This window comes from uncultured Aquimarina sp., from assembly GCF_947495315.1.
In the GTDB taxonomy this organism is placed as follows: domain Bacteria; phylum Bacteroidota; class Bacteroidia; order Flavobacteriales; family Flavobacteriaceae; genus Aquimarina.
Genome location: NZ_CANLYD010000007.1, coordinates 259,805 through 280,879, shown reverse-complemented (window position 1 = coordinate 280,879; position 21,075 = coordinate 259,805). Strand labels below are relative to the sequence as shown.

The 21,075-nt window shown below is 33.0% G+C and carries 25 protein-coding genes; 18 read left to right on the top strand and 7 right to left on the bottom strand.

Going from position 1 to position 21,075, the window contains the following annotated elements:
- Nucleotides 1-239: 239 nt before the first annotated feature.
- Nucleotides 240-1,124 (bottom strand): DUF6252 family protein, encoded by an 885-nt coding sequence (locus tag Q0910_RS14890; RefSeq protein WP_299218117.1) that lies wholly within the window; start codon nucleotides 1,122-1,124, stop codon nucleotides 240-242.
- A gap of 359 nt (nucleotides 1,125-1,483) precedes the next feature.
- Here Q0910_RS14890 and Q0910_RS14885 point away from each other — a divergent pair, with 359 nt between their 5' ends.
- Genes Q0910_RS14885 through Q0910_RS14870 form a run of 4 tightly spaced genes read left to right on the top strand, consistent with a single transcriptional unit; the run spans nucleotide 1,484 to nucleotide 3,718 of the window.
- Entirely contained in the window at nucleotides 1,484-2,017 is a 534-nt protein-coding gene (locus Q0910_RS14885; protein ID WP_299218115.1) for a 30S ribosomal protein S16, read from the top strand.
- Nucleotides 2,018-2,031: 14 nt separating this feature from the next.
- The gene (gene rimM / locus Q0910_RS14880) at nucleotides 2,032-2,556 is read left to right on the top strand and encodes a ribosome maturation factor RimM (protein WP_299218113.1); all 525 of its coding nucleotides are present in this window, start codon (nucleotides 2,032-2,034) and stop codon (nucleotides 2,554-2,556) included.
- Nucleotides 2,557-2,601: 45 nt separating this feature from the next.
- A complete protein-coding gene (locus Q0910_RS14875; protein WP_299218111.1) occupies nucleotides 2,602-2,952 on the top strand; it encodes a four helix bundle protein in 351 nt (116 codons plus the stop codon).
- Between the two features lie 55 nt (nucleotides 2,953-3,007).
- A complete protein-coding gene (locus tag Q0910_RS14870) occupies nucleotides 3,008-3,718 on the top strand; it encodes a methyltransferase (RefSeq protein WP_299218109.1) in 711 nt (236 codons plus the stop codon).
- A 118-nt stretch (nucleotides 3,719-3,836) separates the two neighbouring features.
- On the opposite strand, the gene Q0910_RS14865 is transcribed toward Q0910_RS14870, so the two are convergent.
- Nucleotides 3,837-4,148, bottom strand: coding sequence for a hypothetical protein (locus Q0910_RS14865; protein ID WP_118460136.1), 312 nt, complete (start codon nucleotides 4,146-4,148; stop codon nucleotides 3,837-3,839).
- Nucleotides 4,149-4,538: 390 nt separating this feature from the next.
- Between Q0910_RS14865 and Q0910_RS14860 the strand changes: the two genes are divergently transcribed.
- Nucleotides 4,539-5,717 (top strand): acyl-CoA dehydrogenase family protein, encoded by a 1,179-nt coding sequence (locus tag Q0910_RS14860; protein WP_118460137.1) that lies wholly within the window; start codon nucleotides 4,539-4,541, stop codon nucleotides 5,715-5,717.
- A gap of 82 nt (nucleotides 5,718-5,799) precedes the next feature.
- Nucleotides 5,800-6,363 carry a hypothetical protein gene (locus Q0910_RS14855; protein ID WP_118460138.1) on the top strand — a complete coding sequence of 188 codons (564 nt, stop codon included), beginning with the start codon at nucleotides 5,800-5,802 and terminating at the stop codon, nucleotides 6,361-6,363.
- Between the two features lie 32 nt (nucleotides 6,364-6,395).
- Here Q0910_RS14855 and Q0910_RS14850 read toward each other — a convergent pair whose 3' ends face one another.
- The gene (locus Q0910_RS14850) at nucleotides 6,396-7,796 is read right to left on the bottom strand and encodes an aminotransferase class V-fold PLP-dependent enzyme (protein ID WP_299218106.1); all 1,401 of its coding nucleotides are present in this window, start codon (nucleotides 7,794-7,796) and stop codon (nucleotides 6,396-6,398) included.
- Between the two features lie 16 nt (nucleotides 7,797-7,812).
- On the bottom strand, nucleotides 7,813-8,448 hold the full coding sequence (locus Q0910_RS14845; RefSeq protein ID WP_299218104.1) for a LysE family translocator: 636 nt from the start codon (nucleotides 8,446-8,448) through the stop codon (nucleotides 7,813-7,815).
- A gap of 154 nt (nucleotides 8,449-8,602) precedes the next feature.
- On the opposite strand from Q0910_RS14845, the gene Q0910_RS14840 reads away from it, so the two are divergent.
- The 5 genes from Q0910_RS14840 to Q0910_RS14820 all read left to right on the top strand — a co-directional run bounded on the left by Q0910_RS14840 (nucleotide 8,603) and on the right by Q0910_RS14820 (nucleotide 12,391).
- Nucleotides 8,603-9,049, top strand: a complete 447-nt coding sequence (locus tag Q0910_RS14840; RefSeq protein WP_299218102.1) for an Lrp/AsnC family transcriptional regulator — start codon at nucleotides 8,603-8,605, stop codon at nucleotides 9,047-9,049.
- A 38-nt stretch (nucleotides 9,050-9,087) separates the two neighbouring features.
- Nucleotides 9,088-9,765, top strand: a complete 678-nt coding sequence (locus Q0910_RS14835; RefSeq protein ID WP_299218100.1) for a glycerophosphodiester phosphodiesterase family protein — start codon at nucleotides 9,088-9,090, stop codon at nucleotides 9,763-9,765.
- Entirely contained in the window at nucleotides 9,765-10,976 is a 1,212-nt protein-coding gene (locus Q0910_RS14830) for an NAD(P)/FAD-dependent oxidoreductase (RefSeq protein ID WP_299218098.1), read from the top strand. Before Q0910_RS14835 ends, Q0910_RS14830 begins: the two co-directional genes overlap by 1 nt.
- Nucleotides 10,977-11,534, top strand: a complete 558-nt coding sequence (locus tag Q0910_RS14825) for a DUF1697 domain-containing protein (RefSeq protein WP_299218096.1) — start codon at nucleotides 10,977-10,979, stop codon at nucleotides 11,532-11,534.
- A 74-nt stretch (nucleotides 11,535-11,608) separates the two neighbouring features.
- Entirely contained in the window at nucleotides 11,609-12,391 is a 783-nt protein-coding gene (locus Q0910_RS14820) for a hypothetical protein (protein ID WP_299218094.1), read from the top strand.
- A gap of 107 nt (nucleotides 12,392-12,498) precedes the next feature.
- Here Q0910_RS14820 and Q0910_RS14815 read toward each other — a convergent pair whose 3' ends face one another.
- Both Q0910_RS14815 and Q0910_RS14810 read right to left on the bottom strand, forming a co-directional pair.
- Nucleotides 12,499-13,056 (bottom strand): TetR/AcrR family transcriptional regulator, encoded by a 558-nt coding sequence (locus Q0910_RS14815; RefSeq protein WP_299218092.1) that lies wholly within the window; start codon nucleotides 13,054-13,056, stop codon nucleotides 12,499-12,501.
- 26 nt (nucleotides 13,057-13,082) lie between these two features.
- A complete protein-coding gene (locus Q0910_RS14810) occupies nucleotides 13,083-13,556 on the bottom strand; it encodes a TspO/MBR family protein (protein WP_299218089.1) in 474 nt (157 codons plus the stop codon).
- A gap of 98 nt (nucleotides 13,557-13,654) precedes the next feature.
- Here Q0910_RS14810 and Q0910_RS14805 point away from each other — a divergent pair, with 98 nt between their 5' ends.
- From Q0910_RS14805 to Q0910_RS14790, 4 genes are all read left to right on the top strand, one after another.
- Entirely contained in the window at nucleotides 13,655-14,740 is a 1,086-nt protein-coding gene (locus Q0910_RS14805; protein WP_299218087.1) for a diphosphomevalonate decarboxylase, read from the top strand.
- A 47-nt stretch (nucleotides 14,741-14,787) separates the two neighbouring features.
- Complete coding sequence (locus tag Q0910_RS14800) at nucleotides 14,788-15,723, top strand: mevalonate kinase (RefSeq protein WP_299218085.1); 936 nt, start codon at nucleotides 14,788-14,790, stop codon at nucleotides 15,721-15,723.
- A gap of 15 nt (nucleotides 15,724-15,738) precedes the next feature.
- A complete protein-coding gene (locus Q0910_RS14795) occupies nucleotides 15,739-16,647 on the top strand; it encodes a geranylgeranylglycerol-phosphate geranylgeranyltransferase (RefSeq protein ID WP_299218083.1) in 909 nt (302 codons plus the stop codon).
- A 400-nt stretch (nucleotides 16,648-17,047) separates the two neighbouring features.
- Nucleotides 17,048-17,884, top strand: a complete 837-nt coding sequence (locus Q0910_RS14790; protein ID WP_299218081.1) for a hypothetical protein — start codon at nucleotides 17,048-17,050, stop codon at nucleotides 17,882-17,884.
- A gap of 78 nt (nucleotides 17,885-17,962) precedes the next feature.
- Here the strand turns inward: Q0910_RS14790 and Q0910_RS14785 are convergent, their stop codons facing one another.
- Complete coding sequence (locus Q0910_RS14785; protein ID WP_299218079.1) at nucleotides 17,963-18,307, bottom strand: hypothetical protein; 345 nt, start codon at nucleotides 18,305-18,307, stop codon at nucleotides 17,963-17,965.
- A 453-nt stretch (nucleotides 18,308-18,760) separates the two neighbouring features.
- On the opposite strand from Q0910_RS14785, the gene Q0910_RS14780 reads away from it, so the two are divergent.
- From Q0910_RS14780 to Q0910_RS14770, 3 genes are read left to right on the top strand one after another with little or no spacing between them, the layout of a single operon-like run.
- Nucleotides 18,761-19,717, top strand: a complete 957-nt coding sequence (locus tag Q0910_RS14780) for a carbon-nitrogen hydrolase family protein (protein ID WP_299218077.1) — start codon at nucleotides 18,761-18,763, stop codon at nucleotides 19,715-19,717.
- A gap of 48 nt (nucleotides 19,718-19,765) precedes the next feature.
- Entirely contained in the window at nucleotides 19,766-20,605 is an 840-nt protein-coding gene (locus Q0910_RS14775; protein ID WP_299218074.1) for a pseudouridine synthase, read from the top strand.
- Between the two features lie 9 nt (nucleotides 20,606-20,614).
- On the top strand, nucleotides 20,615-21,022 hold the full coding sequence (locus Q0910_RS14770; RefSeq protein WP_299218072.1) for a hypothetical protein: 408 nt from the start codon (nucleotides 20,615-20,617) through the stop codon (nucleotides 21,020-21,022).
- Nucleotides 21,023-21,075 lie beyond the last annotated feature (53 nt).

Here is a 21,075-nt window from a genome sequence, read left to right as displayed (position 1 = left end):
AAAAGATCAGTTTCGAGAAAGTTTAATCTTCCGGTGGAAGTGATCTCCAAAAATAACTAAAATGATAAGTCGATTGATTAAAAGTTATTCCAATTTATCAACTATCAAGTATTGGGCTCTTTTGATAAATGAAAAATATAATACTAAAGGAATAAGGAATATTGTTAGAGTTTATCAAAAATAAAAAGCGTTCACCAATCATATTAGTGAACGCTTTTCGAACTATAGTTGAGTTGTGATTAATATCCGTAATCAAATAATCCTTCTGAAACAACTATTCCGCTTGTTGTGGTAAATTCAAAGCTACCACTAATGCATTTGGTTTCAGTATCGTGATAGGTTATCGTAAGCCTTCCTGATACTGCAGATGCTTTATCATTATATAAGCTATAAGTAGCACTGTATTCACCAGATCCGGTCAAAGAATGTGTTCCTACAGTAACATCTATCGGGAAAACAATAGTTATTTCTTCATCTTCATTACTCGCCTTAATCAAAATAGAAGGGTTGTTTACTCCAAAAGGGATTGCATCGTGATCATCTGTGATCATTTGGTTGCCGTTAATCATAGCGATAAGAGATGCATTTAAAAGACATGGGTTTATTTCAGGATCTTCTTCTTCCTCTTCAACGTTTATAATAATTTCTTCTTCCTGTTCCTCTTCTGGTTCAGGAACAAAATTCTCAATAGGTAGTCTATAAAACCATCCGTTTTTGAAGCTCATAGATTTTCCGTTACTACCTTTTAAGTCTTCAAAATAGAAATTACCGGAAACTTGATTGTTATAAATTTCTGTAATTACTATTTGTCCATTACTTACTCCATCTTCTGAGATAAACTTCACATCATTATCTTCAAAACTAACTTTATTAATAGCTTGTTGTTCTAATCTATAGGTTCCAATATCAGTAGAAGAGGTAGTGAAATTTATTGATTCTGTACCATTGTTTCCAACAATTACTAATGTGCCATCATCATGAATAATTGCTTTTCGGATGTCAGGTCTAAATAATTTTCCGTCGATTGTAGCTTGTAATCCTGGTGTGTTAAATTCCACATCATTTGTGCAAGAATTAAAAATTAAGCAGATTACTGCCAGTAGTGGGGTAATTTTTTTAATCATATGCTTGGGGCTTTAAAAATCTCATTACGGAAAAACCATAATTAGATGTTCGGGTACAAACATATAATGAAAATCTTAAGAAAACAATTTTTTTCCGATAAAAAACACATTTTTTGACGATTAAAGATTAAAAACATCGATGAAATACACAAAAAATAACTTTTACATTATAAAAAGTAAGTTTTTACACTTTATTTGTGCTCATGGATTTTATAGATCAGTACCTTATGTTTAGGTATAAATCTTAAAAGATTTTAAATTGATAATAAAGGCAAATCATTTTAGTGCTAATTTGCTAAAAATGATTACATTTGCGCACTTAATTATAATCGGGGTCGAGTACCCAAAAATTAATTCATATGTCTGTTAAAATAAGATTACAGAGACACGGTAAAAAAGGAAAACCTTTTTACTGGATCGTAGCAGCGGATGCTAGAGCAAAAAGAGATGGTAGATATTTAGAAAAAATAGGTACCTACAATCCAAATACCAACCCAGCAACTGTTGATTTAAATGTTGATGGAGCTGTAAAATGGTTACAAAATGGAGCGCAACCTACTGATACAGCTAGAGCTATCCTTTCTTATAAAGGAGCAATGCTAAAAAATCACCTTGCAGGTGGAGTTAGAAAAGGTGCTTTGACTGAAGAACAAGCTGAAGAGAAATTCAATGCTTGGGTTCAGGAAAAAGAAGGAGCTGTTGGTGCTAAGAAAGATTCTTTAGCAAAAGCAGAAGCTGATGCTAAAGCAAAAGTACTTGCTGCGGAAAAAGAAGTGAATGCTAAGCGTGAAGCTGATGCTGCAGAAGCAGAAGCTACTGCTAAAGCAGAAGAAGCTGCCGCTAATGCTACAGAAGCAGAAGCAACAGAAGAAGCTAGCAACGAGGAAGAATAGTTGCATTACTGACGATGAAGAAAGAAGATTGCTTCTATCTAGGCAAAATCGTAAGCAAATTTAGTTTTAAGGGCGAGGTGTTGATAAAACTTGACACTGACGAACCCGAAAGTTATGTGAAAATGGAATCGGTTTTTATTAATTATAATAAAAACTTGGTTCCATTTTTTATTGAAAAAAGTTCACTCCATAAAAGTGATTTGCTTCGCGTGAAATTTGAAGACGTAGATTCAGAAGAAGATGCGGATGATCTAATGAAAGCAGAAATATATCTGCCCATTGATCTTTTACCTAAACTTGAAGGAGATAAATTCTATTTTCACGAAGTGATAGGTTTTAAAATTATAGACAGTAATTTTGGAGAAGTAGGTATTATTAAGCATATCAACGATAGTACGGCACAGGCACTTTTTGAAATTGATCGCAATGGTATTGAGATTTTAATACCGATGAATGATGAATTTATAGATAAGGTGGATAGAGAGACTAATACAGTTTTTGTAAATACTCCAGAAGGATTGATTGATCTTTACCTTTAAATAAAAACCCCAAAAACTAAATCCCAAATTTCAAATACAAGTCTAATGAGTAAAGAAAAGGTTTATGATTTAGAACGAAGAACATATTTATTTGCTAGGGATTGTAGGTTTTTTGTTATGGATTTGCCAAAAACGATATCAAATATTGAAGATGGTAAACAATTGATTCGATCTTCAGGATCAGTAGGAGCAAATTATATTGAGGCAAACGAAAAGTTGGGTGATAAGGATTTTAAGTTTAGAATTAAAATTTCAAGAAAAGAAGCAAAAGAATCTAACTACTGGTTAAGGCTAATTTTAGATCTTAATTTGAATTTAAAATACAAAATAGATCCTTTAATACAAGAAAGCTCTGAATTGAAAAAGATCTTATCAGCCATACTTTTAAAGTCTTAGATTCCGTATTGATAGAAAAATTGTTATTTGTTATTTTGATATTGAGATTTATTTGATGAAACCATTCCAGTTTAAGCAATTTACAATACACCAGGATCGCTGTGCTATGAAGATAGGCACAGATGGGGTCTTACTGGGTTCTTGGGTTCCGTTATCTAATGAGATAAATTCAATCCTGGATATAGGTACGGGAACAGGAGTTATAGCATTGATGATGGCTCAGCGATCTTATGTAGATACCATAGATGCTATAGAAATTGATGATGATGCGTATGAGCAAGCAGTAGAAAATTTTGAAGCCTCGGATTGGGGAGATCGATTGTTTTGCTACCACGCTTCTTTTCAGGAATTTTTCCAGGAGATAGATGACGAATATGACTTACTAATTAGTAATCCTCCGTTTTATACAGATGATTACAAAACAGCTGATGCAAGTCGTGATACAGCTAGGTTTGAAGATTCGTTACCTTTTGAACACCTTTTTGTAGGAGCCTCTCATTTACTATCAGAAAATGGAAGATTTGCGGTTATACTCCCTTATAAAGAAGAAAATAATGCTATAGATATCGCAAAAAGAGTAGGATTATATCCTCAAAAAATTACCAGAGTTAAGGGAAATCCTTCTTCAGAAATTAAAAGAAGTATGTTATTATTCGGATTTGATCAATCCGATTTTGAATCAGAAGAATTGATTATAGAAAAAACCAGGCATCAATATACGAAAGAGTATATCGAATTGACAAAGGAGTTTTACCTTAAGATGTAAGATGAATATATAAAAAAAGGAGCATTATACTATAACGCTCCTTTTCTCCAAATTCAATCACTCTACGAAGTTTAATTTATATTTCTATAAATTAACACTCTTAAGATTTTTGCAGTAATTAGTCTTTAGCAACCCAATTACCTTCAGCGTCACAATGCACTTCTACTGTTTCTCCATCTTCTTTAGTAAGTTCTAACTTAAACTCAGAAGCATCTTCCTTGGCAGCAGCTTTACTAATAGTTGCTCCAGCAAAATCTTTTGCTACAGCGTCAAGCACTGGTTGTGGTAAGTTTTCAACAGCTAATTCAATATATTTTTCCTGAGCAGTAACTTCTACTGTTTCATCAGAAGACAATTCTTGTGCATTGATACTTTGTGTTCCTAATAAAAGTCCAAAAGCTACTACTGGTAATACAAATAAATTTTTCATTTTGTTCTTAGGTTTTAATTATTCTTTATTTCGTTGTTTAATTAAAAGGAATAATTGTGCCAGACGGTTTTCAATGAAGCAAAACGGATTAAATAGCTTTAAATCAGGTTTTTAAATAAAATATTAATAATGTTAAGAGTATCTAAAATGTGTAGAAATCAATTTCCAAATGCGGAATTTGTCCACAAGTTTCTATAAATTTAAGTCTAATATATTTCTGTTATGAGTGGCATTACCATCAAATATTCCAAGGATTAGAGATCCTCAATGTTTTGTATAATATTTTAAGAAGTCAAAAAAAATTGGTTGCTCTTTTTTCATTAATTACATTTGTTAGCGGTTTAATCACCATAATTTTGAAAATAGTATAAAACATAAATAGAAAATATAATGAAGCCCGATCTTTTTGAAGCACCAGATTATTATAATTTAGATGAACTCTTAACAGATGAGCATAAGTTAGTTCGCGATGCTGCTCGCAGTTGGGTAAAACGAGATGTGTCTCCTATTATTGAAGAATATGCCCAACGCGCAGAGTTTCCAAATCAAATTATTAAAGGTTTAGCAGAGATAGGAGCTTTTGGTCCTTATATTCCAGAAAAGTACGGTGGAGCTGGATTAGATCAGATTAGCTATGGATTGATTATGCAGGAAATAGAAAGGGGAGATTCTGGGGTTCGTTCTACGGCTTCAGTACAATCTTCGTTGGTTATGTATCCAATCTGGAAATACGGTACAGAAGAACAACGAAATAAATACCTTCCTAAGCTAGCATCAGGAGAGTTTATGGGATGTTTTGGGTTAACTGAACCTGATCATGGATCAAACCCTGGTGGAATGACTACCAATTTTAAAGATAAAGGAGATCACTATTTGCTTAACGGCGCTAAGTTATGGATATCCAATGCCCCTTTTGCTGATATAGCAGTGGTTTGGGCAAAAAATGAAGAAGGAAGAATTCATGGACTTGTTGTAGAACGAGGTATGGAAGGATTCTCCACACCGGAGACTCATAATAAATGGTCACTCCGTGCTTCGGCAACAGGAGAGCTTATTTTTGATAATGTAAAAGTACCTAAAGAAAATCTTTTACCAGGGAAAAGTGGATTGGGAGCTCCTTTAGGTTGTTTGGATTCTGCTCGTTTTGGAATCGCCTGGGGTGCAATTGGAGCAGCAATGGATTGTTATGATACAGCTTTACGCTATTCTAAAGAACGAATTCAGTTTGATAAACCCATTGGAGGAACACAACTTCAGCAAAAGAAGTTAGCAGAAATGATTACCGAGATTACCAAAGCACAATTACTTGCTTGGCGATTAGGAGTTTTGAGAGAAGAAGGAAAGGCTACTACAGCACAAATCTCTATGGCAAAACGTAATAATGTAGATATGGCGATAAAAATTGCCAGAGAAGCTAGACAAATTCTAGGAGGAATGGGAATTACTGGAGAGTATAGTATTATGAGGCATATGATGAATCTAGAAAGTGTAATTACTTATGAAGGAACCCATGATATTCATTTATTGATTACAGGAATGGATATTACAGGAATTGCCGCTTTTAAATAAGACTGAATTTTTAAAATAATAACGTCTTAGTTTTTCTAAGACGTTTTTTTATGGATATTTGCGGCTTCAAAAAATCAAACCAATGAAAAAAGTAATTTTTATTTTAGTGTGTAGTCTGTTTGTATATTCATCTTTTGCTCAGGATATGGCAAAGGTAGAACCAGTACAATTTCGAATAAATTTTTTAGCTCCAGGAGCAGAAGTTGAATTTGGGGTTACTAAAAGCTCTACAATATTATTAAATGCAGGTTTTTTATGGGGTATTGGATCTAGTGAGGATTTTAATGGAAACGTAGAGACTAATTTTGCGATTCTTCCGATAATTGATGGACAATACCGATACTATTACAATCTGAAACAAAGACAAGAAAAAGGTAAAAATATTTCTAAAAACAGTGGTAATTTTATAGCTCTAAAAGGAACTTATTATTTTACAGAGAGTTTTCTTGAGAATCTGGAAGGTAATGAGGAAGACCTTTTTACAGACGAAAGTGATCTGTCTGTGATTGGATTAGCATATGGAATACAGCGAACATATTTCGATTGGCTTCATTTAGGTTTTGAAGGAGGTATAGGGTATGGACAAACTCGTACAGATAATGTTGTGTTGCCTATATTGTCATTTACGATCGGATACGCTTTTTAGTTCTGAAAATGATTGGTTTACTAATGGATTTTTTAAACCGCAGGTCTGTGCTCGGATAGGTTTTTGGCTTTAGCAAATACTTCGATGGTTTGTTCGATGTCTTTCTCACTTGTCATCCAAGAGCAGATACTAATACGGATTACTGCTTTTCCTTGCCAAGTAGATCCTCCGCACCAACATTGACCAGATGTTTGTATAAAGCTTAAAACCAAATTTGTTTGTTGATCATTTTTACAAGCTACTAATACCTGATTGAAAACAACATCATTAAGTATTTTAAAACCGTTGGTTTGTAATCCTTTTTCGAGTTGTTTTGCTCTTATATGGAATGTAGTAACCATAGTATCAATTCCTGTTTTTCCAAGATACTTAATTGTTGCCCATAGTTCAATACCTCTGGAGCGTTTTGATAATTCTGGAGTGTACAATAGTGGATCTCGTTGTTCACTATAGATAATATATTCTCCTGTAGCTTGCAGAGCGGATAGAAGCGCTTCAGAATCTTTACATAATATTACCCCAGAATCATAAGGTGTATTTAATGTTTTATGACCATCAACCGCCCAAGATGAAGCCTTTTCAATTCCATTTGTGAGATAAGAAAGTGATTTTGAAGCAGCGGCCCAAAGTCCAAAGGCACCATCGATATGCACCCAGGAACCGGCTTTATTAGCAATGTCGCATATGGTATTGAAATGATCAAAAGATCCTGTGTTAGCATTTCCGGCTTGTAAAATTATAAGAGAATGATCATCTAATTCAGGTAATGCTTCTGTATTAAATCTTCCTTGGTTGTCAGATGGAATCCAGGTGATACTTTCGCTGCCAAAACCTAGCATCGCTAATGTCTTCTTAATACTTGCGTGGATCTGTTCGTGTGCAATAATTTTAATTTTTGGAGAACCATTTAATCCTTTTAAATTGATATCCCATCCTAAATTCTTGAGCAACCTAAATCTAGCAGCGGCAAGCCCAGATAGATTTGCCATAGATGTTCCACTAACAAAGCCTGCGACCGTTTCTTTTGGTAATTTAAAAATGGTTTTAAGCCATTGTTCACAGATTTGTTCTAATTTTGCATTAATAGGAGAAGTAAGATATAGTCCTCCGCATTGATCCCAAACATCAGACAACCATTTTACACCTAATGATACTGGGACTGCACCTCCATTTACAAAACCAAAATATCTGCCTCCGGTTTGGGCAATAGTTCCAGAAGAACCAAAATTATGTAATTGGTTAATAATTTCTGTGGCTGAGCAGGATTCTTCTTTAAGTGGTTCGTCAAATAAGTCTAATTTTTTTATGTTTTCTTCTGATGGAAAAACATCCATATCCTCAATCCCATCAATATAATTAAATGCAAAATTACGGGCTTGGTCAAAAAGTTTCTTTTCTGATAGCTCTAGGCGCATTTGCTCAAGTATATTCATAACTTTGCGTTTTTATTTACTGCTTTGTAAAAGCTAATTTGATTCCTAAAATGATAAATACACTACCCGTGAATTTATCTAACCATAGTTTTATTTTGTAATTACGTCTTATACTGTTAGATAATTTTGCCGCAAAAAAGGAAAGAAATAAACACCAAAGGGTTCCGGTAGTTACGAATGTAAAACCTAATATAAGGAAAGGAGTATAATTTTCTGCAAAGTCGGGGTTTATAAATTGAGGTAAAAAAGCAAGGAAAAATAATGCTACTTTTGGATTCAATACATTAGTTAATATTCCCGATAAATAAACTTTTCTATAATTTATCCTATACGTTTTACGCTCTTCTATTTCGAGATTATTTTGGCTTTTAGATCGTAAAAGTTGGATGCCTAAATATAGTAAATATATAGCCCCAGCGTATTTTATAATATTAAATGCTATTGCGGATTTTGCTAATAAAATAGATAACCCCAAGGCGGCAAATAAACAATGGATTAAGGCGCCGGTTGATATACCTAATGCGGATAAAACCCCTGATTTTTTTCCTTGAGAAATACTTCTTCCTAAGATATACATTGTGTCTGCCCCTGGAGTTAGGTTTAGCAGAATTCCTGCTAGTACAAAAGCTTCAAAATTTATGATTCCAAACATTTTTTCTTTTTTAATAAAAATAATTAGATGAGATATTATTATAATTTGAAATGTAAATTTAACTTTATGCTCTCAAGAAAAGAAGGGTGATTCAATCGATTTATATTGTTGTTTCCTTTGAATCGAGCTTTTTTTGGTATTAAAACAATGAATTGTGATAAAAGATGAATTAGATAGTAAAATACTTCTGTTTTTGAAAAATAATTCGAGAGCTTCATATGCTCAGATCGGACGACAGATCGGATTATCAGCTTCTGCTGTCGGTGAACGAATACAGCGATTAGAAAATACAGGAGTTATTACAGAGTATGCAACACTAATAGATACCAAAAAGATAGGTTTTTCTGTATCCGCATATATTCTGATGAGTTTAGAGAGCAAAAATTTTCACAATTTTATAAGTATTATTGATAGCTTTGAGGAGGTGGAACATTGCAGCAGGGTTACCGGAGAAAATTGCTTGATTATGAAGATTACAGTAAGAGATAGTGAGCATTTGCAGGAGGTGATTGATAAATTAGCAAAACACGGTAATCCATCAACACAAGTAATTCTTTCGGATATCATAACTAATGGCAAGAAAATAATTAATGGTAAGTAAATGTTTACTGAAAGTATGATTTAATCAATAGTATATTAATGAAAATATTTGGACATCGTGGAGCAGCTGGATTGGTTGCCGAAAACACCTTAAAATCTATAGCCGAGGCTTTGAAGTATAATGTAGACGGAATAGAAATAGACGTTCATAAATGTAAATCGGGAGAACTAATAGTTATCCATGATGAAACATTGCAAAGAACAACCAATAGTAAAGGAAAGGTTTCGGAATTTACTTTACAAGAATTAAAAAAATATAGAACTAGAGAAGGATATAGGATTCCAACTCTGGATGAAGTCTTGGATTTTGTGAATGCTAAATGTACTCTTAATATAGAACTAAAAGGAATCGGTACCGCTGTTCCCGTTGTAGAGCTTTTAGAAAAACAAATCAAAGATTCAAAATGGGATTATGATCATTTCATCTTATCTAGTTTTGATCACTCTCAGTTATTTCAAATAAAATCTAGAACTTCTGCATTTAAATTAGGAGTGCTAACGGAAAAAAATATCCCTTCTATATTAAAAGTAGCCGAGACATTGGAAGCATTTTCTGTACATCCGCCAATATATTCATTAACAAAGAAAGAAGTTGTTTTGGCAAAAAACAAAGGTTTTAAGGTGTATACCTGGACTGTAAATAATCCATCCCAGATAGAATCATCAAAAACCTGGAAGATTGATGGTATCATAACAGATTTCCCTAATTTTGCTTAATGCAGTATGATCTCTTAATAATTGGTGGTGGAGCAGCTGGATTTTTTACTGCGATTAATGTAGCAGAAAATGATCCAAGTCTAAAAATAGCTATTCTCGAAAGAGGAAAAGAAGTGCTATCCAAAGTGCGGATTTCTGGAGGAGGACGATGCAATGTGACGCATGCAGAGTTTATTCCTGATGCTTTAAGCAAGAATTACCCAAGAGGCGAGAAAGAGCTAAAAGGACCTTTTCATACTTTTATGACAGGGGATACAATGGAATGGTTCGATAATCGTGGTGTGGAATTGAAAATAGAGGATGATGGCAGGATTTTTCCGGTTTCTGATTCATCACAGACGATTATAGATTGTTTTTTGTCGGAAACCAAACGATTAGGTATCGAGGTTCTGACGAATCATTCAGTAAAAGATTTTTATCAAGAAAAGGAAACCTGGAAAGTAGTTACTAGTCAAGGAAATTTTGAAACAGTAAAACTGATGATCGCTACAGGGAGTAATCCTAAAATTTGGACAAAACTTAATTCCTTGGATCATCAAACCATCGATGCGGTTCCATCATTGTTTACCTTTAATATAAAAGATAATAGAATCAAAGGTCTGCCAGGAATAGCAACTAATGCTTCCGTTCAAGTAAAGAATTCTAAATTATCCAGTGATGGTCCGTTGCTTATTACTCATTGGGGGATGAGTGGTCCAGCGATTCTTAAACTTTCTGCTTGGGGAGCAATAGAATTAAATTCCTATCAATATAATTTTGAAATCATTGTTAATTGGATACAGGATTATTCTCAAGAAGAAGCATTGAATACGCTCAAAGTACTAAAAAATAAAAACCCAAAACAACAAGTGTCTAAATATGCTCAGTTTGAACTACCCAAAAGACTTTGGCAAAGTTTAGTTGCTGCTTCTGATATTGAGAGTACAACTCGATGGGCAGATACCAATAAATCCCAACTCAGCAAACTTTCAGAAGAACTGACTAAAGGTGTTTTTAAGGTAAACGGTAAAAGTACATTTAAGGAAGAATTCGTTACAGCAGGAGGAATTGATCTGAAAGAGATAAACTTTAAAACTTTTGAAAGTAAGAAACATAAGAATTTGTATTTTGCAGGAGAGGTATTAAATATAGATGCTATAACAGGAGGGTTTAATTTTCAGAATGCATGGACAGGTGGTTATATTGCTGCTCAGGCTATTACATTAAAATAAATGAATACATATATCGCTTTACTTCGTGGGATCAATGTGGGTGGCCATAAAAAGATAAAAATGGCAGATCTTAAAGAGATGCTGGAAAAGTTAGGATTTAGCGCTGTGGTAACGTATATCCAAAGTGGGAATGTTGTTTTTAGGGATGCTTCAGGAGATATAGATGCTTTAGAGACTAAAATTCAGATTGCCATCAAGAAACGTTTTGATTTTGATGTGCCTGTATTGATAATTACTCACGATACTCTAAATGAAATTTTTCAGAAAAACCCTTATACAAAAAGACTGGAAAGTGGTCAGATTGATGATAAAAAAATGTACTTCATGCTTTTATGTGATCAGCCGGATCCTATAGCAGTAGAAGAACTTTCTAAGGTATCTTTTGATCCTGAAGAATTCATAATTACTAAAAGTGTAATTTACCTATTTGCAGCTATTGGTTATGGAAAAACAAAATTACATAACAGCTTTTTTGAGAAAAAATTAAAGTGTCAAACAACCACTAGAAATCTCAGGACATTGAGTAAATTGTTAGAATTAAGTTTTTTAAAAAACTAAGTTGTTTTAATACTTCTCGGAAATCTGTGTAAAATTTTGTATCTTAAAAAGGTTTAACCATTACCTTATTAACTATGAAAAAAATTACACTAGCACTTATTATTATTTTCATTTGCAATAGCACCTTTGTTGCTCAGGCCAGCGATAATGAGCCTATAAAAAAGCTATTGATGGATTATATTAATAGGATTAACGATCTGGAAAGAGGGGCTAAAAAAAACGATGTTTTGTACTTATTTGATGAAAAATATAGCGGTAATACCGTTTATGTTAATTTATCAGGTGCTTTAGTTAGAAAAAATTATGATAAGAAAAATATTTCTTCACAATTAGATGATATTATAAATGATGATAATTATAGTTTTAAACTAACCTTGGATAAAATTGTTTTTCAGAGTCAGAAAGAAAATGCAGGAATTATTTCGGCTGTGGTTAGTTTTGAATCATTCATTAATAAAAAACTAGCTGAAAAAGGAACCATGTTGATGGATATTGTTGGAATTCAGGTTAATGATAGATGGCGGATCGTGCAAAACAATATGGTAAGAGTTTCTGAAGCTAAAGATATCGGAGAATGTGTTTGTTATATGTATGGAAATGGAGATACTAAGTTTGTTACTGAGGTGTATTTTCCGGCCGGATTAGAGTATGATCAGAAATTAGAGTCTTTTCAGATTACTAGGAAAGATGGAGTTAGGCTTATAAAATCTCATAGTGAAGAGTTTACCTGGAAAGGAAATGGTGGTATATATTACAAAGGAAAATCTATTGGTAAGACAAAAGATTCTAAACTTGCTATACAAGCAGCGGTTAAGGATTTGTATAAAGATTCGTGCATTAATGTGGTGTTCAACTAAGCTGCTATCCAGATTATAAATTTTTTTAAAACCAACAATCAATCTATCCTGCCAAATAATTATTTGGCAGGATAGATTACATTAAATTTTAAAGACTAACGGAATATTTAATCTCTTAAGAATCCTTTCCAGGATATTTCTATGGCTTGATTGATGTGCTTATCTAGCAGTTTTACCTTTTCATTTTCGTGGATTTTTACAAGAGACACTACGTTTCCAAAAAATAGTTCTTCCATAACCATGGAGTTGTATGATTTAAAAACTTTTTGGCGAATACCTGTTTTAAAAAAGTTTTCGATTTCACCATAATATTGTCTTGCCTTATCTTTTAAGGATTGAGGAATCTCTGGTGATCTCGCTATTTGTTCAGAAAACACAAAAGCAAGAGGGTTATTCACGAAATAATGAAACAGATTAAGCCACATGATTGAAAACTGCTTTTTAATATCATCTTCAGGGATATTACGCATAACCACGGTTCCAAAATCTTGAGTAAGCATTAAATAAAGTTCTGTTATAATTTCTTCTTTATTCTTAAAATGATGATATACAGTTCCATTAGCAACACCAGATTCTTTAATAATTTGCGAAAGAGAAGTTGCCTGTATTCCTTGTTTTGTAATTAATTCTAAAGTTGTCTGTAAGACGATTGACTTTTTGTTCATAAAAATTTTATTCCTTCATTCTTGGTTTAGTTAAGTTGCCATATACTAAAATTTAATGCAGTTGCAAAAGCAACCCAAATCAAGTAAGGGATAAGTAGGTAAGCGGCTGTAGAGTTTACAACTTTAAACCACTTGATTGTAAACAATAATAGGATAAACAGGGCAAGTATATCCACAAGTGCAATCAATGGATTACGCATTCCAAAGAAAAAAATGGACCACGCAGCATTGAGTAAAAGTTGAAACCCAAAATGATATAACGCAGTTTTTACCCATTTATGATAAAAACCTTTACTCCAAACAATTCCTGCAGCAATTCCCATCAAAATATAAAGGACCGTCCATACAGGAGCAAAAAGCCAATTAGGAGGAGTAAAAGATGGTTTCTCTAAAGCTACATACCAGGTACTAATGGATGTTTGAGTAGCAATATTGCCTAAAAACCCTATTAACAGGCATAATAACACAGCAATACCTATACGTAGTAACTTTTTTTTCATTAGGATTAGTTAGTTAAATACTAAAATAGCAATTTATTTTTACTAGCTTACTCTTAAAACCACTTAACAGCTTATCTTTGCCAAAATAATTTTGCATTATGGGTGATTATAGCCAATTTGTCTCTAAAATATCTTCAGTAAAACCGGATAAAGGATCTATTTCTTGTTCATCACCTAGTAATATAGCTTTAGTCAAATATTGGGGAAAGCGACCAGTACAATTACCGGAAAACCCCTCGATAAGTTTTACGCTAGATATTTGTAAAACAGAAACAACATTGCAGTATGAAAAGTTAGAGAATGCTTCTGAAGATTTTCAGTTTGAATTGTTTTTTGAAGGTGAGCCAAAACCGGATTTCAAGCCAAAAATCCAAAGTTTTTTTCAAAGAATTTCGGAATATATTCCTTTTCTGAAGCATTATAAGTTTATTATAGATACAAGTAATACTTTTCCACATAGTAGTGGTATTGCATCTTCTGCAAGTGGTATGAGTGCTTTAGCATATTGTTTAATGCAATTAGATAAACAAATAAATCCGACGATAACTGAAGAGGAATATATACAAAAAACCTCTTTTTTGTCTAGATTAGGATCAGGAAGTGCTAGTAGGAGTATAGAAGGACCTATAACCGTATGGGGGAAGCATAAAGAAGTTGCAGAAAGTAGCGATGCTTATGCAATTAAATTCCCATATGATGTTCATCCAAACTTTACTAATTATCAGGATACCATTCTTCTTGTAGATAAAGGCGAGAAACAAGTAAGTAGTTCTGTTGGTCACGATTTGATGCACGGTCATCCTTTTTCGTCAGAAAGATTTAAGCAGGCAAATGAAAACATCATAAGACTAAAAGATATTTTGATGTCAGGAGATTTAGATGGGTTTATTGAAGTGGTCGAAAGCGAAGCATTAACATTGCATGCGATGATGATGACTTCTCTACCCTATTTTGTATTAATGAAACCAAATACATTGTCCGTAATTAACAAAATTTGGGAATATAGAAAAGAAACAGGATCTAAGATCTGTTTTACGCTAGATGCTGGAGCAAATGTACACATATTGTATCCGGATTCCGAGAAAGATGGAGTAATGGATTTCATTAAGAGTGAGTTAGTTGTATATTGTCAGAAAGGGCAGTATATTTGCGACAAAATAGGATTAGGTGCTAAATTGTTGTAACTTTATCCTAATTAGTTAGACAAATTGGATATAATGATAGCAAACTGATGAAGGGACCACTATTTTACTCGAAAATACTTTTATTTGGCGAATACGGAATAATTAAAGATTCTAAAGGACTTTCTATTCCTTACAATTTCTTCAAAGGAGCTTTAAAGGTGACTGATAATCCAGATGAACAAGCTATTAAATCCAACAAAAGTTTACGTGATTTCGCGAACTACTTAGAGAAAATTCAGAATAAAGGTGTTGTGCAATTCGATTTACAAAGATTGAAAGAAGATGTTGGATCTGGAATGTATTTCGATAGTAGCATCCCTCAAGGATATGGAGTAGGTAGTAGTGGAGCACTGGTAGCGGCGATTTATGATAAGTATGCAGATGATAAAATTACGGTTTTAGAAAATCTTACTCGTGATAAACTACTGAAACTTAAAGAGGTTTTTGGATTAATGGAATCATTTTTCCATGGTAGTAGCTCAGGTTTAGATCCTTTAAATAGTTATTTGAGCCTTCCGATCCTTATCAATTCTAAAGATAATATAGAGCCAGCAGGAATTCCTTCACAAAGTGTAGACAATAAAAAGGGAGCTGTGTTTTTATTGGACAGCGGAATCGTTGGAGAAACTGCTCCTATGGTCAGTATCTTTATGGAAAACATGAAACAAGAAGGTTTCCGTACAATGCTTAAAAACCAGTTTGTAAAACATACAGATGCATGTGTTGATGATTTTCTTCAAGGAGATATCAAGTCGTTATTCTCAAACATCAAACAATTATCTAACGTTGTTTTGGATAATTTTAAGCCTATGATTCCTAAACAATTCCACGCATTATGGAAAAATGGAATCGAAACTAATGACTACTATCTTAAGCTATGTGGTTCTGGTGGAGGAGGTTATATTCTAGGATTTACTCAGGACTTAGATAAAGCTCAATCTGCTCTTAAAGATTATAAATTAGAGGTGGTTTACAACTTTTAATAGGTTCATATTAGGATGCTTTCCAGAAAAAATAAACTCATTCTTCTAAAGTTGTTGAGTCTATTTTCTATTGTTAGAGGTTATAATATTCTTGTTATTGTCTTCGCACAATACCTCACTTCTGTATTTATTCTTGCTCCTCATATACCATTGAGAAATGTTCTTTTTGATACTAATTTGTTTGTAATTGTTTTAGCATCTGCTGGCGTAATTGCTGCTGGATACATTATTAATAACTTTTACGACCGAGAAAAAGATCTCATAAACAGACCTCAGAAAACTATGCTGGATCGTTTGGTAAGTCAACGCACCAAATTAACCGGGTATTTTGTGCTTAACTTTCTTTCTGTAATACTTGCTAGTTATGTTTCATTTAGGGCAGTTATGTTTTTCTCCTTATATGTTTTCGGGATATGGTTCTATTCCCATAAACTTAAAAAAATGCCTTTTTTAGGAAATTTTGTTGCTTCAACATTATCTATAACACCATTTTTTGCTGTATTTATCTACTATAAGAATTTTGATGAAGTTGTTTTTGTTCACGCTACCTTTTTATTTTTAATGTTGGTGATGAGAGAAATGGTTAAAGATCTAGGAAACCTTAGAGGTGACGTCGCCCAAAATTATAAAACTATTCCTATTATATATGGAGAAACGACTTCTAAAAGATTAATTAGTTTACTTGTATTTGCTTCTTGTATTCCTATTTATCTGCTATTAACAAGGTATGAAATAGGTTTTATGTATCTTTATTTCTACGTATGCTTAGGACTGTTATTTTTATTTCTGATTGCTTTATGGAAATCATATGGAAGAACACATTACGTTTGGTTACATAATATTCTGAAACTGATTATTGTATCTGGTGTGTTTAGTATCGTATTAATCGATGTCAATATGATTTTGGATAGGATATTTTGGTAAAATTCATAGATCTATCATATTATAGTACGAATTCAGGATAAACTTTGCGCAATAATGATGTGGGCGTGACCACAAGGGTCAGGCTTTCCGTTACAATTCCTCGTACTTCGCCAGAAAAAGGCTCAGGCTGCGGGATTTTCACTACAATCCTTCACGCAAAAAGAGACATTTATAGTGAGTTTTCTAATGCATAGAACGGGTTAAATATCGTTCTGTAAATCACTGAAATGTTTCTTATTCGTTTCATTATATGTGTTATAGTATTTATTTTAAATAGGGGTATTTTCCCCTATATGAGATGTTTCCTTTTTAGGGTAGTTTTAAGGAAATTAAAGAAGATAAATACAAGGTTTATTTTCTTTAACTAAATATCATTTATAACCTTAAAACTTATTTAAAAATGAAATCAAATTCGAATTTATTAAATTACGTATCTCATCTATTATCAGATGATGATGCGTTAAAAACTTTTTTAGTAGATCCTATAACCGAAGCAGAAGGAATTCACGGGATTACTAAAGCAGAACGTGCAGTTTTACGAAGAACTATAGCGCATTTAAGTAATAATTCTGCCAATGGATATACTGTAAGTCGTCACTTGGGATCATATAGGAGATCTTTGCGACTTTTACAAAATGTATTACATAATGTAGGATCAAAAATGGTACAAGATGTATTAACTGATCCGCAATCCGAAAATGCAACAGCATTATATCCATTTTCAGTCGTTTATAATCTTCCTTCCGGGTCTAATGGCTCCGTAGATTTTACTTGTAAAGGGAATGATTTTGTGGATCAAAATTATGGAGGTCCTTATGCCATTTCTACTCCGGCATATACAGTGCAATTAAGCAATCAAAACCCAACAATTAAGGAGGTAATGGATGAAGTAAATAAACAGTATTTTTCATCTCCTGTGATGCCTTATACTACAGTTACGATTGATGGCGACTTATATGTAAAATCATTTACACCATTATCCGTATATGAATTAACTGCCGATCTTAGCAATTCTTGTTATGATCTAACAACTAATCCTGGCGCAGATTATGTTTTCTGGTTTTATTCTATTAATGGAAGGGCAAATCCAAATACTTCGGGATCAATAGGAGCATCTTTTGCAGATCAAAACTTAAATTCGGGAGATACTGTTTTTTGGCAATTGATTGCTCCTGATGCTACTTATGGATTTCAACCTTGCGCTATAACAAACGGGAATAAATATGTAAAGAAATAAGCTACAATACGAATAAAAAAAGAAAGAGCGCTTTTTATTAAAAGCGCTCTTTTAAATTATAGATTTTACTAAAGAAGTTTAAGCTTCAGGATTCAATACTTTTAATCTTAATCTGAATACTTTGTTTCCTGTTCTCGTGATATCAGAATCTACTTTTTTGTAGTTTAATCTGGTTTTTACATAATCTTCTATTGCTTCTTTTTCTGAATCAACGTTTAAGATTACAATTTCACCCTTAGCATTTAAGATAAACTCTATACTAGCGTTAATTTCGTTACGTTCTAATTTGATCTGTGGCTTTTCTAATAAAAGAGCTATTTCACTTCTTAATTTTTCCTTGTTTGTTTCTTCCGCGTTTTTGTCATTTGCAAAAACCTGAGTTGATGCTAAAACTACTACTAATAATACAATTAACTTTTTCATTTTTTGTGTTTTTGATTTGAGTTATAAAATATTGTTTGTTTAAATTTTATACGACAAATGTAGATGTGATAGGTAGATTTTTTTTAGTTTGAATTTTATTAGAATGTGTTCCTAAGTTTACCATTGTGTAAAAAAGAGAACGTTTTAACATAAATTGAACTTTGAATAATATATACTTTTTATAAGTTTACTTTAGGAGTATGAAGGTGGATTGATTTTTTTGATGTTAAATTCTCAAGTCTTGATATTATTGAAGTGCGAATAATTAAATTTTTGTAGCTACTCTAATGTTAACTTAACGTTACCAAAGGGTTTGACCGTAACGTCGATATTTTAATTTAAGTAGTTGAAAGTCAATTTTTTAAATGTTAATTATTCGTTAACTAAATCCTTAAACTTTGTGAATCCTAACAGCAAACCTGAATACAAAAACGATAAAATGAGACATTCTTCATGAAGAATCAATTACTTACTGTTGCATTGGCACAGATATCACCCGTATGGTTGGATAAAAAAGCCACTATAGAAAAAATAAAAAATTCAATTATCGAAGCTGCCTCAAAAAAAGCAGAGCTTATCGTATTTGGTGAGACATTGTTGCCAGGTTATCCATTTTGGGTTTCACTAACAGACGGAGCGCAATTTGATAATACAATTCAGAAAGAAATTCACGCACACTATGCTCAGAATGCTGTAGTAATAGAGAAAGGTGATCTGGATGCAATCTGTAGTTTAGCAAAAGAGCACGAAATAGCAATTTATTTAGGTATTATAGAACGACCATTAGATAGAGGAGGTCATAGTTTATATGCTTCATTAGTATATATAGATCAACATGGAGAAATTAAATCAGTACACCGTAAGTTACAACCCACATATGAGGAACGATTGACCTGGGCACCTGGAGATGGAAATGGGCTTCGTGTACATTCGCTCAAAGCGTTTACAGTGGGAGGCTTAAATTGTTGGGAAAACTGGATGCCATTACCAAGAGTTGCATTATATGGACAAGGAGAAAATCTACATGTCGCTGTTTGGCCAGGAAGTGATTATAATACCAAAGATATTACTCGCTATATAGCTAGAGAATCTAGATCCTATGTAATTTCAGTTTCCAGTTTAATGCGCAAAGAAGATTTTCCTTCAACCACACCACATTTAGATGAAATTCTGAAAAAAGCTCCTGATGTTTTAGGTAATGGAGGCTCATGTATTGCAGGACCTGACGGGGAGTGGATTCTAGAACCTGTAATTAATAAAGAGGGGTTGCTAATAGAAACCTTAGATTTTAATCGCGTATTACAAGAACGCCAGAATTTTGATCCGGTTGGACACTACTCCAGACCTGATGTTACTCAATTGAGTGTGAATAGAGAACGTCAAAGTACTGTTTGGTTTGGTGAAGAATAGTTGTTATTTCTAACAACTAAACAGCTATCTTTGCAAAAAATGTAAGATATGAGTCGTGGAGACAATTCCAATAGAGGAAAAGGAAGTGGAAGACAAGGAGGAAAACCAAAAGGGAAATCATATACTAAAGGTAATGCCCCAATAAAAAATAAAAATAACTCACCTAAAAAGATTTCTGATTCTGATGAAATCCGATTAAATAAATTTGTAGCTAATTCCGGTGTTTGCTCCAGGAGAGATGCAGATTTGTATATTAAGACAGGTAGTGTTTGGGTAAACGGAAAACCTATTACAGAAATGGGTTACAAAGTAAAGCTTACTGATGAGGTTAAATTCGATGGACGACTGATAACTCCAGAGAAAAAAGAATACGTGCTACTTAATAAGCCTAAAGGTTTTGTGACCTCTACGAGTCCAGAGAAAACGAGAACAGTAATGGATTTAGTAGCCAATGCTTCTAAAAATAGATTAAAACCAGTTGGTAGATTAGAACGTAATACAACAGGATTACTTTTGTTTACCAACGATGTGGATTTAGAAAAAAAATTGACACATCATAAGACAGGAGTTCGTAAAATCTTTCATGTAGAGTTAGATCGCAATCTTAAGTTCGAAGATTTTCAGAAAATAGAAAAAGGGATCAAATTAGAGGAAGGTTATATCCAGGTGGATGAGATTTCTTATATAGAAGGGGCTGCTAAAAGTGAAATTGGAATTCAATTGATGTCTTCAAAAAACGGAATCGTAACAAAACTTTTTGAACACCTTAATTACGGTGTAGTGAAATTAGACAGAGTTATTTTTGCTGGATTGACTAAGAAAGATCTTCCCAGAGGTCATTGGCGAATACTCACAGAACAAGAAGTTATTAACTTGAGGATGATGTAAATCAATTTCATGAGAAGTTTTAAGCCTCTAATTTTTGTAACTTTATCATTCTATTCTTTATGTTCTTTTTCTCAAATCAAATCTGAACATAACAATATCATTGAAAGGTATGATACTAGTTATGCTAGTATAATTGATTCTACGAAAGTTCTTTCTAGTAATAGCTATCTAACGTATTCTAAAGGTGAATTGTTTAAGTGCATTCATCTTACTAATGAAAATGGAGAAATTTATTTGGTAGATGTACGCTATTTAAAGAATTACAGAGGTTATATAAACTTTGATTCTGATATTGAAAAATTAGTTCTGTTTACTTCGAGAGGATCTGGATCCGGAAATCCAGAATACTTTATTACAATAAACAAAGACACAGGAATAAAGGGGTTTTTTGAAAAAAGGCCTGAATTAAATAATTAATACCTAGCCAACAACTCATTTAATTCATCACAATACTGTTTGATTCTGTACTT

What these genes read in the sequence shown, in the direction of transcription:
- Q0910_RS14785 (WP_299218079.1), bottom strand. Translation starts at nt 18,307, where the DNA reads ATGAAAAAGTTAATTGTATTATTAGTAGTAGTTTTAGCATCAACTCAG.
- Q0910_RS14775 (WP_299218074.1), top strand. Translation starts at nt 19,766, where the DNA reads ATGAGTCGTGGAGACAATTCCAATAGAGGAAAAGGAAGTGGAAGACAA.
- Q0910_RS14820 (WP_299218094.1), top strand. Translation starts at nt 11,609, where the DNA reads ATGAAAAAAATTACACTAGCACTTATTATTATTTTCATTTGCAATAGC.
- rimM (WP_299218113.1), top strand. Translation starts at nt 2,032, where the DNA reads ATGAAGAAAGAAGATTGCTTCTATCTAGGCAAAATCGTAAGCAAATTT.
- Q0910_RS14870 (WP_299218109.1), top strand. Translation starts at nt 3,008, where the DNA reads ATGAAACCATTCCAGTTTAAGCAATTTACAATACACCAGGATCGCTGT.
- Q0910_RS14890 (WP_299218117.1), bottom strand. Translation starts at nt 1,124, where the DNA reads ATGATTAAAAAAATTACCCCACTACTGGCAGTAATCTGCTTAATTTTT.
- Q0910_RS14810 (WP_299218089.1), bottom strand. Translation starts at nt 13,556, where the DNA reads ATGAAAAAAAAGTTACTACGTATAGGTATTGCTGTGTTATTATGCCTG.
- Q0910_RS14780 (WP_299218077.1), top strand. Translation starts at nt 18,761, where the DNA reads ATGAAGAATCAATTACTTACTGTTGCATTGGCACAGATATCACCCGTA.
- Q0910_RS14875 (WP_299218111.1), top strand. Translation starts at nt 2,602, where the DNA reads ATGAGTAAAGAAAAGGTTTATGATTTAGAACGAAGAACATATTTATTT.
- Q0910_RS14805 (WP_299218087.1), top strand. Translation starts at nt 13,655, where the DNA reads ATGGGTGATTATAGCCAATTTGTCTCTAAAATATCTTCAGTAAAACCG.
- Q0910_RS14860 (WP_118460137.1), top strand. Translation starts at nt 4,539, where the DNA reads ATGAAGCCCGATCTTTTTGAAGCACCAGATTATTATAATTTAGATGAA.
- Q0910_RS14845 (WP_299218104.1), bottom strand. Translation starts at nt 8,448, where the DNA reads ATGTTTGGAATCATAAATTTTGAAGCTTTTGTACTAGCAGGAATTCTG.
- Q0910_RS14795 (WP_299218083.1), top strand. Translation starts at nt 15,739, where the DNA reads ATGCTTTCCAGAAAAAATAAACTCATTCTTCTAAAGTTGTTGAGTCTA.
- Q0910_RS14815 (WP_299218092.1), bottom strand. Translation starts at nt 13,056, where the DNA reads ATGAACAAAAAGTCAATCGTCTTACAGACAACTTTAGAATTAATTACA.
- Q0910_RS14865 (WP_118460136.1), bottom strand. Translation starts at nt 4,148, where the DNA reads ATGAAAAATTTATTTGTATTACCAGTAGTAGCTTTTGGACTTTTATTA.
- Q0910_RS14885 (WP_299218115.1), top strand. Translation starts at nt 1,484, where the DNA reads ATGTCTGTTAAAATAAGATTACAGAGACACGGTAAAAAAGGAAAACCT.
- Q0910_RS14850 (WP_299218106.1), bottom strand. Translation starts at nt 7,796, where the DNA reads ATGAATATACTTGAGCAAATGCGCCTAGAGCTATCAGAAAAGAAACTT.
- Q0910_RS14790 (WP_299218081.1), top strand. Translation starts at nt 17,048, where the DNA reads ATGAAATCAAATTCGAATTTATTAAATTACGTATCTCATCTATTATCA.
- Q0910_RS14830 (WP_299218098.1), top strand. Translation starts at nt 9,765, where the DNA reads ATGCAGTATGATCTCTTAATAATTGGTGGTGGAGCAGCTGGATTTTTT.
- Q0910_RS14770 (WP_299218072.1), top strand. Translation starts at nt 20,615, where the DNA reads ATGAGAAGTTTTAAGCCTCTAATTTTTGTAACTTTATCATTCTATTCT.
- Q0910_RS14800 (WP_299218085.1), top strand. Translation starts at nt 14,788, where the DNA reads ATGAAGGGACCACTATTTTACTCGAAAATACTTTTATTTGGCGAATAC.
- Q0910_RS14855 (WP_118460138.1), top strand. Translation starts at nt 5,800, where the DNA reads ATGAAAAAAGTAATTTTTATTTTAGTGTGTAGTCTGTTTGTATATTCA.
- Q0910_RS14825 (WP_299218096.1), top strand. Translation starts at nt 10,977, where the DNA reads ATGAATACATATATCGCTTTACTTCGTGGGATCAATGTGGGTGGCCAT.
- Q0910_RS14835 (WP_299218100.1), top strand. Translation starts at nt 9,088, where the DNA reads ATGAAAATATTTGGACATCGTGGAGCAGCTGGATTGGTTGCCGAAAAC.